This window comes from Phormidesmis sp. 146-20 (genome assembly GCF_052939475.1).
In genome coordinates this window covers 71,171-85,172 of sequence record NZ_JBJPHT010000012.1, presented here as the reverse complement: position 1 = coordinate 85,172, position 14,002 = coordinate 71,171, and the positions used below count along the sequence as shown (strand labels likewise).

The 14,002-nt window shown below is 49.3% G+C and carries 13 protein-coding genes; 8 read left to right on the top strand and 5 right to left on the bottom strand.

The window, feature by feature from the left end; all coding sequences use genetic code 11:
• Nucleotides 1–189: 189 nt before the first annotated feature.
• Nucleotides 190–1,953 carry a PA14 domain-containing protein gene (locus tag ACKFKH_RS12420; protein ID WP_446858611.1) on the bottom strand — a complete coding sequence of 588 codons (1,764 nt, stop codon included), beginning with the start codon at nt 1,951–1,953 and terminating at the stop codon, nt 190–192.
• Nucleotides 1,954–2,716: 763 nt separating this feature from the next.
• On the opposite strand from ACKFKH_RS12420, the gene pds reads away from it, so the two are divergent.
• Together pds and crtB are read left to right on the top strand one after the other, a co-directional pair.
• Nucleotides 2,717–4,135, top strand: a complete 1,419-nt coding sequence (gene pds, locus ACKFKH_RS12415) for a 15-cis-phytoene desaturase (RefSeq protein ID WP_446858610.1) — start codon at nt 2,717–2,719, stop codon at nt 4,133–4,135.
• 37 nt (nt 4,136–4,172) lie between these two features.
• Nucleotides 4,173–5,108 carry a 15-cis-phytoene synthase CrtB gene (gene crtB / locus ACKFKH_RS12410; protein WP_446858609.1) on the top strand — a complete coding sequence of 312 codons (936 nt, stop codon included), beginning with the start codon at nt 4,173–4,175 and terminating at the stop codon, nt 5,106–5,108.
• 94 nt (nt 5,109–5,202) lie between these two features.
• Here the strand turns inward: crtB and ACKFKH_RS12405 are convergent, their stop codons facing one another.
• From ACKFKH_RS12405 to ACKFKH_RS12395, 3 genes are read right to left on the bottom strand one after another with little or no spacing between them, the layout of a single operon-like run.
• Nucleotides 5,203–5,694, bottom strand: a complete 492-nt coding sequence (locus ACKFKH_RS12405; RefSeq protein ID WP_446858608.1) for a YajQ family cyclic di-GMP-binding protein — start codon at nt 5,692–5,694, stop codon at nt 5,203–5,205.
• Between the two features lie 33 nt (nt 5,695–5,727).
• Nucleotides 5,728–6,156, bottom strand: coding sequence for an MAPEG family protein (locus ACKFKH_RS12400; protein WP_446858607.1), 429 nt, complete (start codon nt 6,154–6,156; stop codon nt 5,728–5,730).
• A gap of 9 nt (nt 6,157–6,165) precedes the next feature.
• On the bottom strand, nt 6,166–6,669 hold the full coding sequence (locus ACKFKH_RS12395) for a DNA recombination-mediator protein A (RefSeq protein ID WP_446858606.1): 504 nt from the start codon (nt 6,667–6,669) through the stop codon (nt 6,166–6,168).
• 370 nt (nt 6,670–7,039) lie between these two features.
• On the opposite strand from ACKFKH_RS12395, the gene ACKFKH_RS12390 reads away from it, so the two are divergent.
• From ACKFKH_RS12390 to ACKFKH_RS12375, 4 genes are all read left to right on the top strand, one after another.
• A complete protein-coding gene (locus ACKFKH_RS12390; protein ID WP_446858605.1) occupies nt 7,040–9,301 on the top strand; it encodes a CHASE2 domain-containing protein in 2,262 nt (753 codons plus the stop codon).
• 143 nt (nt 9,302–9,444) lie between these two features.
• Nucleotides 9,445–10,206: a tetratricopeptide repeat protein gene (locus ACKFKH_RS12385; protein WP_446858604.1), complete on the top strand. Its 762-nt coding sequence runs from the start codon at nt 9,445–9,447 to the stop codon at nt 10,204–10,206.
• Between the two features lie 23 nt (nt 10,207–10,229).
• Nucleotides 10,230–10,436, top strand: a complete 207-nt coding sequence (locus ACKFKH_RS12380; protein ID WP_446858603.1) for a CHAT domain-containing protein — start codon at nt 10,230–10,232, stop codon at nt 10,434–10,436.
• A gap of 14 nt (nt 10,437–10,450) precedes the next feature.
• Complete coding sequence (locus ACKFKH_RS12375; protein ID WP_446858602.1) at nt 10,451–10,654, top strand: hypothetical protein; 204 nt, start codon at nt 10,451–10,453, stop codon at nt 10,652–10,654.
• 113 nt (nt 10,655–10,767) lie between these two features.
• Here the strand turns inward: ACKFKH_RS12375 and ACKFKH_RS12370 are convergent, their stop codons facing one another.
• Nucleotides 10,768–11,751 carry a GntR family transcriptional regulator gene (locus ACKFKH_RS12370; protein WP_446858601.1) on the bottom strand — a complete coding sequence of 328 codons (984 nt, stop codon included), beginning with the start codon at nt 11,749–11,751 and terminating at the stop codon, nt 10,768–10,770.
• 367 nt (nt 11,752–12,118) lie between these two features.
• Between ACKFKH_RS12370 and ACKFKH_RS12365 the strand changes: the two genes are divergently transcribed.
• Together ACKFKH_RS12365 and ACKFKH_RS12360 are read left to right on the top strand one after the other, a co-directional pair.
• Nucleotides 12,119–12,877, top strand: coding sequence for a dienelactone hydrolase family protein (locus ACKFKH_RS12365; protein WP_446858600.1), 759 nt, complete (start codon nt 12,119–12,121; stop codon nt 12,875–12,877).
• A 160-nt stretch (nt 12,878–13,037) separates the two neighbouring features.
• Nucleotides 13,038–13,886 (top strand): S1 RNA-binding domain-containing protein, encoded by an 849-nt coding sequence (locus ACKFKH_RS12360; protein WP_446858599.1) that lies wholly within the window; start codon nt 13,038–13,040, stop codon nt 13,884–13,886.
• Nucleotides 13,887–14,002: the final 116 nt, after the last annotated feature.

The following is a 14,002-nucleotide window of genomic DNA, read 5'->3' as shown; positions in this document are numbered from 1 at the left end:
TTCGCTGCGGCTGTGAATTTAGCAAGCTAACTAAACTCCCTACAAGTGACAGACGTTGAACTAAAAATCTTGTCTGAAAGTCCCTCACAGTGAGGGGTTGTAGAGCAGACGCACAAAATGCCGCAGCGAAAAAACTCAATCTCTTCGAGTGACCGTAAGGGGTCGAATTCACGTCAACTAGACAACTCACTATCCAGGCGTGAGCTTGACAACCAGCGGCGAATCGGGAACATTCAGCGCTAATTGAGTGGGTGCGGCAAACGTTCCGGTGGGGTCGATCGATTGATTGGTCAAATAAGTCGCCGCCTGCTTGATCGGACTCGACAAATTCAGCGTCACAGATTGATTGACCGCCGTATCTGCACTCACCACATCAGACCACAACACGAGATAAAACTCACCACTGCTCTTTTGCAACAGCGTATGACGCACATTTTGAGTATTGCCCGCCAAGGAGTAGTTTAAGCCTCCCGAAGCCTTACTGCCTTGAGCATCATTGAGCAGACTCATCAGATTTTTGAGCGAGTAGAACGCAGGTTTTGGTGTACCATCCGATCGAATCAACCCAAAATTATTTTCTTGGTCAGGCTGGGGCCGCTCGTCCATCAGTTCGTATAGAAACGTACGCTGGATGCCTCGATTGAAATATTCCAAAAAGAGCCGAGGAACGTACTTCGCCGCCACCTGTTCTGAAACGCCTTTTTGACTAGCCTGGGTGTCGTTGATTGCAGTATGCCATCCGGTTTCTGTGACTACGATCGGCTCATCTTCTGAAACCTGCTTTGTATGAGATATCCATCGCCAATCGAGATCTTGAGCCGGGAGATTGCCCCCTGCGTAGCTGTGCATATTGCCCATATCCACCACCGATTTGAGCGAGCCGAGGCGCGACCCATATTCTGGAATCGCCAGCGATGGCGCAATCACCGGGAGATGAGACGTTGCCGCATTGCCTTTGATCGCCTTGTACAGATCGGTCTGATAGTCACGCACGCCATCCGGGAAGGATTTGCCTTTGTAGGTCAATCCGGTGTTGACATCCCACTCATTAGGGCCTTCGACTGCAATCACAGAAGACGTAACTTTTTTGAGCAGTTCGACGGCATTATCAGGGGTCACTCCGTCGCGAGCGTCCATCACCAGCGTCGATCGGATGCCAAACTGAGCCAATCGATTGAGCTTGTCAAACATGCCCGCATCATTGCCGCCATCGCGAACATGCCGAATGCCTAATTCTCGCAGTCTCGGCTCGACTACATCACCAAATCGGGCATAGCTGGTGTCGGTGTAGCGCAGATGCGTCACAATTCCTACCGAGTCGATAAAAGAATCGGCGCTTTTGGCCATTTCTGACGGGCTTTTGCTGGCGGCAATGGCCCCTCCAGAAATCGAAAACTGACTCTCAGGAATCACCTGTTTGGGTTGAGTCGGACTTGACCACAACAGTTTGGCCAGGGCGTTGCCGCCCGCTTCGCGATACTCCATTTTTAGGGCGTATTTTTGCCCAGCGGAGAGGTCGATCGTGCCCCGGTCTTCGGTGACGGCATGGCCTTGCCAATGATCGATCAGCAGTTGGCCGTTGACCCACAAGCGAACGCTGTCATCCGATTGGGTATAGAACGTGTAGGTTGCTGATTCTGTCGGTTGGATTTGACCCGACCAGCGCACCGAGAAAGAATCTGACGCAATTTGAGGACTCGGCGAACCGCTGCCCCAATCAAAATCGATCGTGCGATCGGTGCGAACCAACTTAGAATCGGTAAAATTATCATCGTCAAAATATTCGGCACTGACTCCAATCATCCCCAGGGTAGAAGAACTGGAGACCGCCGCTACTCTATCTTCTGGGAATAGGGCGTTGGGTGTAGTTGCGATCGAACTGGCCCCAGCAGGATTGGTTTGCAGGCTAACGCTGCGGCTATCCGTCTGGATACCGAGATTGAGATCTGACACAATGCTTTTCCTCGTGAGAAGTTTACTTAGCTGAGTCTCTGAATGGGAACACATTCAAATTGACTAAGGCTGGCGCTTTGGGAAAAAGCCATAAGGAATCTAGCACAGTGTCTTTTTCGACACACGATAAATTAGTAAAGTGCGTAAGTACGGCTTTTTCGACGCGGGTTTCGGCCGATCGACAGAGAAACGTTCAGTAAGTTAACGGATTAGTCGTGTTCGCAAAACTGTCCTCAAGATTGTCCTCAACCAGTACACAAGTTTTTTCAGGTCGAATTAGTTGAGGGTTTGAACTTGTAGAGGTTGAGCTTGTCGTAGATGTTGAACTTGTAGATGTTGAACTTGTAGATGTTGTCAAGAAGCACCCTGCGGGCGATCAGTACAGCTTGAGTGTAGAGCGCGACTAAAGCTCCAAAAAATTAAATAAGTAACACTGAAACTGCCCTTGCCCAAACGCCTCAGTTGAGACGCTGGTATACTACCCCGACCAGTCTGGTCGATCCAAGTCAAGCGTTTAATCTTCACCTGATTTTTATAGTTAACCCTCACGGAAGTCAAGTGAAAGGGGGAAATTTGCTGGCTCTTTTGTCTCAAACGAATTCAAATTTCGCCAAAAAAGACTGCTCAACTCGTCGCCGCTTCTCTGACTGAACGGAATCTACAGCTTTCTTTGCCAACAATCCTGCTCAACGCACAAAAAATGTAACGGTTTGCAACTTATAATTGGAACGAATAAACCATGAAGCATTCCTAAAGAGACTACATGCGTGTTGCGATCGCCGGAGCGGGCTTGGCAGGGCTGTCCTGTGCAAAATATCTAGTCGATGCGGGTCATACGCCAATCGTCCTAGAAAGCCGCGATGTATTGGGTGGGCTAGTAGCTGCCTGGAAAGATGAAGACGGAGACTGGTATGAGACTGGATTGCACGCCTTTTTTGGTGCATATCCCAACATGCTTCAGCTAATGGGTGAGTTAGATATTCTCGATCGCCTTCAGTGGAAACAGCACACGCTGATCTTCAATCAACCCGAAAAGCCAGGCGTGTTGTCTCGCTTTGATGTGCCTGACATTCCTGCGCCCTTCAATGTGATTGCCTCGATCATCAACAACAACGACATGCTCACCTGGGAGCAAAAAATTCGATTTGCCTGGGGGCTATTGCCTGCGATCATTCGCGGTCAAAAATATGTCGAAGACATGGACAAATACAGCTTTTTAGAATGGCTGGAACGGCAGGGCATTGATGAAAAGGTCAACAGCGATATTTTTATTGCCGCAACCAAGGCTTTGACGTTTATCAATCCTGATGAAGTCTCTTCGACCATTTTGCTCACCGCCCTCAATCGCTTTCTGCAAGAGCGGTATGGCTCCAAAATTGCCTTCTTAGACGGGTCGCCAACAGAACGGTTGTGTCAGCCGATCGTCGATTACGTCACCGATCGCGGCGGAGAAGTGCATCTCAAAAAGCCGCTCAAAGAGATTTTGCTCAATTCGGATAATACGGTTCGAGGCTTTGCAATTCGCGGGCTGGATGGCGCACCCGATGACGTGATCACGGCGGATGCTTACGTTTCGGCCATGTCGGTCGATGTGATGAAGGTTCTCAGACCTGAAAGCTGGAAGTCATTAGAGTTCTTTCAAAAGCTGGATGGTTTGGAAGGCGTTCCGGTGATCAATCTGCATCTGTGGTTTGATCGCAAGCTCACCGACATCGACCAGCTTCTCTTTTCGCGGTCAGAGCTTCTCAGCGTCTATGCCGATATGAGTGTCACCTGCAAGGAGTATGAAGACCCCGATCGCTCCATGCTAGAACTCGTCCTTGCCCCCGCCAAAGATTGGATTGATAAGTCTGACGAAGCGATTATCGCCGCTACCATGCTGGAAATCGAAAAACTCTTCCCGCAGCACTTTAAGACCGAAAACCCCGCCAAGCTGCGAAAATATCGAGTGGTGAAAACGCCGCGATCGGTCTATACTGCCAGTCCTGGCCGCCAAGCTTATCGTCCAGACCAGGCGACTCCCATCCAAAATTTCTTTCTATCCGGAAGTTATACGATGCAGAGATATTTAGGCAGTATGGAAGGTGCCGTACTTTCTGGTAAGCTGACAGCGCAAGCGATTTCAAACGCCGACTCTCTGGCTGTCTCTACTGAGCAGCGACCACTGGTCACGACTCCTTAGCAATTCGCGCTTTGTCAACCTTCCAGACTGCATCAGAATGCTGCAATTGCCCGAACCAACCACTTCCTGCTTGAGAACACTGGCTTCCGTGGAAGACGCTTACGAACACTGCCGCCAAATCACGGCGAAGTACTCCAAAACGTTCTATCTAGGAACGCTTCTAATGTCGGCGGCAAAACGTCGGGCAATCTGGGCAATCTACGTTTGGTGCCGTCGCACTGACGAACTGGTAGACGGCCCCAACGCCAATCTTACCAACGACGAAACCCTCGACCAGTGGGAGCGCCGCTTAGAAAACATTTTTGCGGGACATCCTCAGGATCATTTCGATATGGCGCTGGTCGATACGCTAGAGCGCTACCCGCTAGACATTCAGCCCTTCCGAGACATGATCGCCGGACAACGGATGGATCTGTATCGCAGCCGTTACGAAACCTTCGATGAGTTGCACCTCTACTGCTATCGAGTCGCCGGAACGGTCGGGCTGATGTCCACAACGGTCATGGGCATGGACAATACGCCGCGCACTGCCCCCTGGGAGCAGTCAAAACCGTTGCACAATCCAGTTGAGGAAGCGATCGCGCTGGGCATTGCTAACCAGTTAACCAACATTCTGCGCGATGTGGGAGAAGACGCTCGGCGCGGTCGGATTTACCTGCCGTTAGAAGACTTAGCGTTATTTAACTACACCGAAGAAGATCTGCTGAAGGGAGTCGTAGACGATCGCTGGCGTGCTTTGATGCAGTTTCAGATTCAGCGGGCCAGGAAGTTTTATGTGCAGGCAGAAAGTGGAATTGGGGCGCTGAGTGAAGATGCCCGTCTGCCCGTCTGGTCAGCACTGATGCTCTATAGCCAAATTTTGGATGTGATCGAGCGCAACGGCTACGACAACTTTAACCGTCGGGCTTACGTTCCTGGCTACAAGAAAATGGTGTCACTGCCGATCGCGCTGCTCAGAGCCAAAGTTCTCTAGCTGACAGTCGGCGAAAATAGCCGTAACGGAGCAGACATATCGGAGCAAGGATCAATTCCTGATCCGATATGTCAGTTCTTTGGTCACGATGCGCTTATCGATAATTGGTGAACTGCAACGCCATCGGGTAGTCTTCTTGTTTGAGTCGCTGCATGACGGCTTGCAGATCGTCCTTAGCTTTGGCAGACACGCGCACCGCATCGCCCTGAATCGAACCTTGCACCTTTTTGAACTCGTCGCGAATCAGTTTCGTAATTTGTTTGGCGACTTCTGAACTAATGCCTTTTTTGAGTTTGATTTCCTGGCGGACTCGATTGCCACTGGCGGATTCGGGCTTGCCGTAGTCAAAAATCTTGAGCGACAAATTGCGCTTGGCCGCCTTGGTTTGCAAAATCGTTTGAATCGAGTCCAGCGTAAATTCGCTATCGGTGTTGATCACGATCGCCTCTTCACCCAGTTCCAACGTCGTTTTGGTGTCTTTGAGATCGTAACGAGCAATAATTTCGCGATTGGTTTGATCGACGGCGTTGACGAGTTCTTGGCGATCGAAGTCGCTGACAACATCAAAAGAAAATGTAGAAGCCATAGGAAAATAGACGATTGTGGGGCATTCACAGACTTATTTAAGAGTACTCATAATGCTCATGAGGATCAAAGACCCAATGCAATAAGAGCCACTGGCAAACATCAGCGATCGCAACAGAGGAATATTCAGAATATAGGCGGCGGAGTAGAGCAGACGAATCGGCAAGTAAGCGATCGCCGTCCAGCCTGCCATTTCGGAAGTTTGCCCGGTGACATAGGCCATCAACGCCGCCACGCTAAACAAAGTGAACGACTCCCAGGCATTTTCGTGCGCCCAGGTGGCCCGTTGCCCAAAAGCAGGTAATTTTTCTAGCGCAGCGCGAGGAGCCGCCATCATTTCTTTGTCGTAGCCCGCCTGAACGCGAGCCAGCCCCACCACTCCAAAGGGCAGGTAGACCAAAACGGCGGCGATGGCGATCGATCCCAACAAAATCGTCTGCACAGGCAACCCAAACAAGCTCATTCTCAGCCCTCAGTCAAAATAGAACAACGTCACGATCTTACGTTGATCTTCGGCATCGTGGCAGGTTTGTAGCAGGGTTTGGCTATCGTGGAAGGCAAAACAGATCAATTGCTGACAGCGAGAAATGATTTCTTGGTTACAGAGCGCGCTGGCCTCCGCCAGAGAAAGATTATTATTCTCAGGATTTTCGACCAGGTGCATGACGTTTTCAAGCTGTTCGCGAGATTCACGAGGCTGACGATCCATTGTTTGGGGCAAGATCACCGTCAGTAGACTGGGATCAGCCCGTAGAGCGCCCCGAATCGCTGCAAAATTCGTACCCGTAGACCCAGATGTAATGAGACGATTTCCTTCTAAAACCAGCGCATAGCTCATCGTTTCAATCAGGTTTTGATGAGTGATGGGAACATGCCGAGACCCCAGCAGGGCGATTCGCTTGGAACTGGTCTGCTGAATGGTCGCTAGTTCTTGTAAAAAATCATCGACTTTAGGTAGATCGATCGACTGACTCAAAGCCGTATTTATCGTGACAACGCCGTCATTTTATCAGACGGGCTGATCATCCTAACAAATTATGGAAATGCGTCAAGAATCCGCGATCGCGATTGAGTTCCGTCACTGGAGCGATCGTCTTTTTCCATCACGTCAGTCCGATGAAGTTTTTTGCTTCGTTGCTTGGCGCTTCTGCCCCCCAAGCTGCCAATTCTGGGGACTTTAAGACAAGGGTTTTAGTTCAAGTTTCTTATTTATGGGTGATTTAGGACGCGATCTGACTCTGTAATCAAAGCCAAAAAATGATCGAATTCCCTCATCCCTCACCTATCCTTCTCGTTCTCATCCCCTTCCAATCGGGAACACTCGACCTAAAACAGGCAGCAAACCTATGTGGACGATGCTCAAACGGCAGGCTTGGCAATGGCGAGGAGTTTTGATTGCTGTTCCGGGTGTGGCGGGGGTGGTGATTGGCTTGCGGTTGACGGGCTTGCTGCAAATGTTGGAATTGGCAATGCTCGATCAGTTTTTTTTGATGCGTCCCGTAGAAGCGATCGACTCCCGCATTGTGATTGTCGAAATCAATGAGTCAGATGTGCAAAAAGTCGGACAGTGGCCGATGTCAGACGCGACGCTGGCTCAGTTGATTACCCAGATTAAGCAGCAAAAACCAAGCGCGATCGGACTGGATATCTACCGCGATTTGCCCGTCAATCCAGGAGCCAGCCAGCTCAAACGAGTTTTTGAGACAACGCCCAATCTGGTTGGGGTGCAAAAAGTGGCTCAAAGTGCCGATAGCTCACCAGTTGCGCCGCCGCCAATTCTCAAAAAGCTCGATCAGGTTGGCTCTAATGATTTGCCGCTAGACAGTGATGGCAAAATTCGTCGAGGACTGCTGTATCTGCAAGACCGAGAGGGCAACGACATTTTGAGTTTTGGGTTTAAGTTGGCAGCGCTTCACTTACAAAAACAGGGCATTCAGCCAGAAATGACGGCGGACGATCGGGTGAAATTGGGTAAGGCGGTGTTTCCTCTGTTTCAAGCCAGCGATGGCGGCTATGTGCGGGCAGAAGATGGGGGCTATCAGGTGTTGCTCAACTATCGGGGGCAGGCTCAACCATTTCAGACGATCGCGATGACTGATGTGCTGAATAATCAGATTCCGTCTGCCTTGATGCACGATCGGATCGTCTTGATTGGGGGCAGTGCCGAAAGTCTCAAAGATTTGTTTTATACGCCTTACAGCAGCACTTTTTTGTCGGCTCCCAAACGAACTCCCGGTGTCGTCATTCATGCCAATCTGGTCAGCCAAATTTTGAGCGCGACGCTGGACGATCGTCCTTTGATTAAAACCAGTGACGAGGCGGCGGAGATTGTTTGGATTGTGAGTTGGTCGATGCTGGGGGCGGTCTTGAGTTGGAGGCAGCGGCATATGATGAATCAGCGATCGCAAGCCAAAACTCCCTGGTTGGCGAGTAGTGTGTTTCTAGCGGGCGGGGGCTTGGTGATGGGCAGCTATTTCGCCTTTTTGCAGGGCTGGTGGTTGCCTGTGGTGCCGCCTTTGCTGGCTTTGGGTGGTTCGTCGATCGCCGTCATGGCCTATGTCGCTCGTATGGCTTCAGAAATTCGCAAAACCTTTGGTCGCTATCTCACGGATCAAGTCGTGGCCAGCTTGCTCGAAAATCCAGAAGGGTTGAAGATTGGGGGCGATCGGCGCAAGATTACGATTCTCACTTCTGATCTAAGAGGATTCACGGCGACATCAGAACGCTTGCCTCCCGAAGAAGTGGTTCAGATTCTCAATGTGTATCTCGAAGCGATGACAGATGTGATTACTTTTTATCAAGGTACCATTGATGAATTTATGGGTGATGGCATTCTCGTTTTGTTTGGTGCGCCGACGACTCGCAAGGATGATGCAGTAAGAGCAGTGGCGTGTTCTGTTGCGATGCAGTTAGCGATGGCGGAGGTGAATGAAAAACTGCGTCAATCCGGTTGGTCAACGTATCTAGAAATGGGTATCGGCATCAATACTGGAGAAGTCGTCGTGGGCAATATCGGCTCCGAAAAACGCACAAAATACAGTGTGATCGGCAGCCATGTCAACTTAACGTATCGGATCGAATCCTTTACGATCGGCGGTCAAACCCTAATCTCAGAATCCACCTTTCAAGAAGTGGAGTCGCTGGTCAAAATTAACGGAGTCACGCAGGTACAGGCAAAGGGCGTACAGCATCCCATCTCGCTTTATGATGTAGCGGGCATTGGCGGCAAATACAATCTATCCTTCGCTCAACATCAAGAACATTTCTTTGCGCTACCCGCAGCCATTCCGATTCGATATGCGCCATTAGAAGGCAAACACATTAACGAAACGCTGTCAAAAGCCAGACTCCTGCAACTGTCAGAACGCGGGGCAGACGTACAGTTTGATGAGTCAGATATGGAATCCTTTCCGACAGCGTTGAGTAATCTCAAACTTAATTTATTGATGAACGATCGCCCAGAAATTGCAGCCGAAGATATCTATGCCAAAGTGGTCAAAACTTCTCCAGAAGCGGGAAAATTTCATATTCGATTTACGGCCAAAAGTCCGATCGTGGGGCAGATTTTGGATCAACTTTATCGATCAATTTCAACCCCTGAAACTTAGCGGATGTTTGAGAAATTTTGAGGAATTTTGAGGCTTGCTGCATTGGTTGGCAATCGATTTTGGAGCGGATATGACAGGTTAAAGCTTTCAATTGATCTACTGCATCTTCCGATCTGTCACCACACGATTTTAGCGATCGCTTCGTGAATTTGATAAGGTTATTACTGACGCTGACACCCAGTTTCGCTGCCCAATCTGCCGCAGCAGAGAGCCAAAAACCGCAGACAGACCAACTATTTCAACAAGGCAATCAGCTTTCTGATCAAGGTAAGTTTCGTGAAGCGCTGCCTGTCTTTCAGCAAGCTCTAAAGATTCGCCAAAAGCTTTCAGATCGGGTCGGTGAAGCGGATACCTTGAATGTGATCGTCCTCACTCATCAACAACTCAATCAACTCGACGCGGCTCTTCAGACGTATCAACAAGCGCTGCTGATCTATCGCAAAGAAAAGCGTCCCCTGCTCGAAGCTTATGTGTTGGGGTCAATCGCGTCGATCTATCGAGATCTCAATCAGCCAGAAGCAGCCCTGACCACATTTGAACAAGCACGATCGCTGTTTCGGTTAGAAAATAAGCCTCAACAAGAAACTCGGACGCTGCTCTCGATCGGACTGACGGTTTATCGATCGACCAAACCGGATCGCTTGCAGTTGGCGTTGGCGGCGGGTCAGCAAGCCTTAGAGATCGCCAAAACTTTAGAAAAATCAGCACCTAGTGATCAAGCTCAATTTCTCAAAGGACAAGCCTTGACGCTGATCGGTTTGGCTTATATGGCTGAGAACCAATTTGAACCCGCGATCGACAGCCGCAAACAAGCGATCGCCAGCTTTCAAACGATCAAGGGCGCGCTGTCAAAACTTTTCAAGACCGAGGCGCAAAAGCCACGATCGCTTCCCTTTGAACAGTAGACGATGGCGGAACTCAAGTTTTGATGGATGCCTTTTATGCCCGCTTAAAAAAGGGAAATTTGACAAAAATTGAGGCTTTACAACAGGCACAGATTGCTTTGATGAAGAACGATCGATCGCTCACTCAACTACTCAAATCCAACGCTCCAAATAGCGCTCAACCAATCTACAGTCCCCTAGACCATCCCTACTATTGGGCCCCATTTATCTTAATTGGCAACGGACTCTAATCAACGCCAATTCGATGAAATCCCTCGCTGTGGCGATCACTCCAGGCAGCCCCCTAAATCCCCCAAGTTTGGGGGACTTTGAGCAAGAAATCCTGTCCGAAAGTCCCCCAGATTTGGGGGGTTGGGGGGCAGAAGCGTTAAATACCGAAGCGAAAAAACTCTATCGAATTCACGTTAATCTGGGCAATCCCTTATCCCCCGTCAGTAAGGGACTTTGAACCGAGAATCCTGTCTTTCTAAGTAATCTCACGCTGTGGAACTTCTCAAATCAAAAATCCCCGACTTTTCTGAAAAATCGAGGATGTTGAATTTCACGATTAGAAACGATCGCTTACTCCAATCCCAACTCTCGCTTGAGTAAATTAATCGACTTGCTGGCTACCAGATTTTCGCAGCGAATCAACTGAGGTGGACGAATAATGTCATCTCTGGAGGCTGAAATGGTCGCACGAACCGTCGGATAACTTGCCTCATCGCTAATAATCGTGTGGGCACTGCGAACGATCGCATCTAACTTGTACTTGTCACCCAGTTGAGCCGTCATTACGAGTAAGTCGTCGCCGCGCAAGCTGTGAATGATCACCTCAGCTACGCCCACTGTCCCAGAACTCAAGCTCACAATTCCTAGACACGTCCCTTTGGGTAGCCCTTTGATCAGCTTCAGTTCTTTTTCAAAATCGTAGATGTCTACGGGGATCACACGGGCTGATCGAGGAGCGGCGATTCCTTCTGCCTGCGCGATGAAGTATCGACTGGTGACCACCGTACTCGATCGCGTCTGGTCAAGCACCTGACTCAATTCTTCCATTGGCACAAGCTGCATCGGAATGTTGAGGGCTTTTTCTAACTCTCGCAAAATGACTTCCCCGTTGGCCAAATCGTGATTGGGGGTCGTCACCAACACTTGAGCGCTACAGCGTAGTCGCCAGTCCATTTCTGCCAAAAATAGCTCACGCGCCTGACCCAGAGAGCACCCTTGTTTGAGCAACTCATCCAGGCTGTTTTGGATCAGTTTGTGTGCCTGCGGATATTGGTCAAGCAGAGGAGACTTTGCGATCGTGCCTGCATCGTGCCCTTGATCTCGAACGTAAATTCCAGAACCCGCTTGAGCATCGACAACGCCTGCTTCTTCGAGTTGACGATAAACCTTGCTAATCGTGTTTCGGTGCAGCCCAGTCTGCATGGCTAATTGACGAGTACTTGGCAAACGGTGCCCAGGGGGAAATTGTCGCGATGCGATCGCAAACAATATTTGGTTATATAGCTGTGTCGATGCCGGGATATCACTATCAGGCTGAATATGAAATTGCACCATGCCAGCGCCTCAAGACTGCTCGAAGAATGAATTTAGTGTGACGATTCCCTTTGGAATCTGCTTACTATTCCTACCATTTTAGATGCCTGATTTCTGAAGTAGTCTGGTGTTTTTTCTACGTTGTATTTGTATTTACCTCTCATCGTCAGTAATTGTTCTGAGCTTCTATGCTGGTCTAAGCAATCCTACAGAGGGCAGCCTGCTTGGTAATTTCACTCAATCTTCTTGATAAAAACTGCTGTAAAAACACTTCAGTGTGTATTAAAAGAGTGAGTTCAAATCAGTTTCAACGGCGCTTAAAACTTCAGTTAAGTAAATCAGTATGATGATAAAGTTTCTAACTCAAACGATACCATTCATTGCTTTTATGACTCAGATAGAAATCCGGGCAACTCATACAAAGATTTCCAACGAATCATTACAAATTGATGCTTATTTAGCAGAGCCATCTGCATCAGGAACCTATGGCGCGATCGTCGTCATTCAAGAAATTTTTGGCGTAAATTCGCATATTCGGGACGTGACTGATCGACTTGCCAGAGAAGGCTATGTAGCGATCACTCCTGCCATTTTTCAGCGCACGGCTCCCGGTTTTGAAATCGGTTACAGCGAATCTGAGACGAAACAGGGACGAGTTTACAAAGAGCAAACTCAAGCAACTGAACTGTTGAGTGATATTCAGGCGACGATCGCTTACCTTCGCACATTGCCCTCAGTAAACGGGAATGTCATTGGCGCGATCGGGTTTTGCTTTGGGGGACACGTCGCTTATTTAGCGGCAACTCTGCCCGAAATCAAGGCTACTGCTTCTTTTTACGGGGCGGGCATTGCGACGATGACTCCGGGTGGCGGGGTGCCGACGATCGCTCACACTTCCAAAATTCAGGGAACGCTTTACGCTTTCTATGGCACCCAAGATCCGCTAATTCCGATAGAGCAAATTGACCAGGTTGAGACGGAATTGCAGAAATGTTCTGACGCTCATCGGGTTTTTCGGTATGAGACAGGGCATGGATTTTTTTGTGATCAGCGATCGAATTACAGTTCAGAAGCAGCGATCGATGCCTGGGAACACGTCAAGGAACTTTTTGGAGGGATGAGGGATGAAACTAAAATTCAGAATTGAGAACTGGATGCTCAAAACTTAACCCTTCCAACTCCTCACTCCTCACTCCTCACCGTATTAAACTGGCAATATCAGCAAATTCACCTCACTCGCTGAGGGCTTCATTTCAGTGGTTATGAACAAATCAACTCAGTCTCGATCGAACGATGCAGCTTTCTCCATGGACGATTTTGCAAAGGCCCTGGAGCAACACGACTACCAGTTTGCCAAGGGGCAGATCGTTCAAGGAAGAGTTTTTAGCTATGAAAGCGGCGGCGCGTTGATAGACATTGGGGGCAAGTCTCCGGCATTTCTACCAGCCCAGGAAGCCAGTGTGCGCGAGATCAGTGATGTTTCGACCGTTTTGCCGACTGACGAAGATCGGGACTTTCTCATCATCCGTGAACAAGATGAAAATGGACAAGTCACCCTTTCGCTGCGCCAGCTAGAAATTAAGAAAGTCTGGGATAGTCTGGCAGACATGCAGGCGAATAATCAGAGCGTTCAGGTGCGCGTGACTGGGACGAATAAAGGCGGCGTGACGGTTGACTTGCAGGGATTGAGAGGGTTTATTCCGCGATCGCACTTGGTTGAGCGAGAAAATCTGGATGCTCTCAAGGGTCAGACTTTGACGGCGACGTTTTTAGAAGCAGATCGCGATCGCAACAAGCTGGTTCTCTCCAATCGTCTCGCGGCTCGTGCAGCAAACTTTAGCCAGCTTCAAGTCGGTCAACTGATTGAAGGCAAAGTGGCCAGTCTCAAACCATTTGGCGCGTTTATCGAATTCGACGGTTCGACAGGTCTGCTGCACATCAATCAAATCAGCAAAAACTACATTGCGTCGCTGCCGTCTCTATTAGAGGTTGGGCAAGTGATCAAAGCGATGATTGTCGATCTTGACGAAGGCAGAGGTCGCGTTTCGCTGTCTACCAAAGTTCTCGAAAACTTCCCTGGAGAAATGACCGAAAACATGGCGCAAGTCATGGAAGAAGCAGAATCGAGAAGCGATCGGGCCCGCAGCAATCTATAAGGATTGTGCAACCAAACGTTATCTATAGGGTGTTTTGAGCTTTGTGAAACGCACCCTACGAATGTTTAGTGTTATCGATGTTGTTGACTACTCGATTTCAAGGAGAACACGCTGAA

What these genes read in the sequence shown, in the direction of transcription:
- pds (WP_446858610.1), top strand. Translation starts at nt 2,717, where the DNA reads ATGCGTGTTGCGATCGCCGGAGCGGGCTTGGCAGGGCTGTCCTGTGCA.
- crtB (WP_446858609.1), top strand. Translation starts at nt 4,173, where the DNA reads ATGCTGCAATTGCCCGAACCAACCACTTCCTGCTTGAGAACACTGGCT.
- ACKFKH_RS12405 (WP_446858608.1), bottom strand. Translation starts at nt 5,694, where the DNA reads ATGGCTTCTACATTTTCTTTTGATGTTGTCAGCGACTTCGATCGCCAA.
- ACKFKH_RS12400 (WP_446858607.1), bottom strand. Translation starts at nt 6,156, where the DNA reads ATGAGCTTGTTTGGGTTGCCTGTGCAGACGATTTTGTTGGGATCGATC.
- ACKFKH_RS12390 (WP_446858605.1), top strand. Translation starts at nt 7,040, where the DNA reads ATGTGGACGATGCTCAAACGGCAGGCTTGGCAATGGCGAGGAGTTTTG.
- ACKFKH_RS12380 (WP_446858603.1), top strand. Translation starts at nt 10,230, where the DNA reads ATGGATGCCTTTTATGCCCGCTTAAAAAAGGGAAATTTGACAAAAATT.
- ACKFKH_RS12375 (WP_446858602.1), top strand. Translation starts at nt 10,451, where the DNA reads ATGAAATCCCTCGCTGTGGCGATCACTCCAGGCAGCCCCCTAAATCCC.
- ACKFKH_RS12370 (WP_446858601.1), bottom strand. Translation starts at nt 11,751, where the DNA reads ATGGTGCAATTTCATATTCAGCCTGATAGTGATATCCCGGCATCGACA.
- ACKFKH_RS12365 (WP_446858600.1), top strand. Translation starts at nt 12,119, where the DNA reads ATGACTCAGATAGAAATCCGGGCAACTCATACAAAGATTTCCAACGAA.
- ACKFKH_RS12360 (WP_446858599.1), top strand. Translation starts at nt 13,038, where the DNA reads ATGGACGATTTTGCAAAGGCCCTGGAGCAACACGACTACCAGTTTGCC.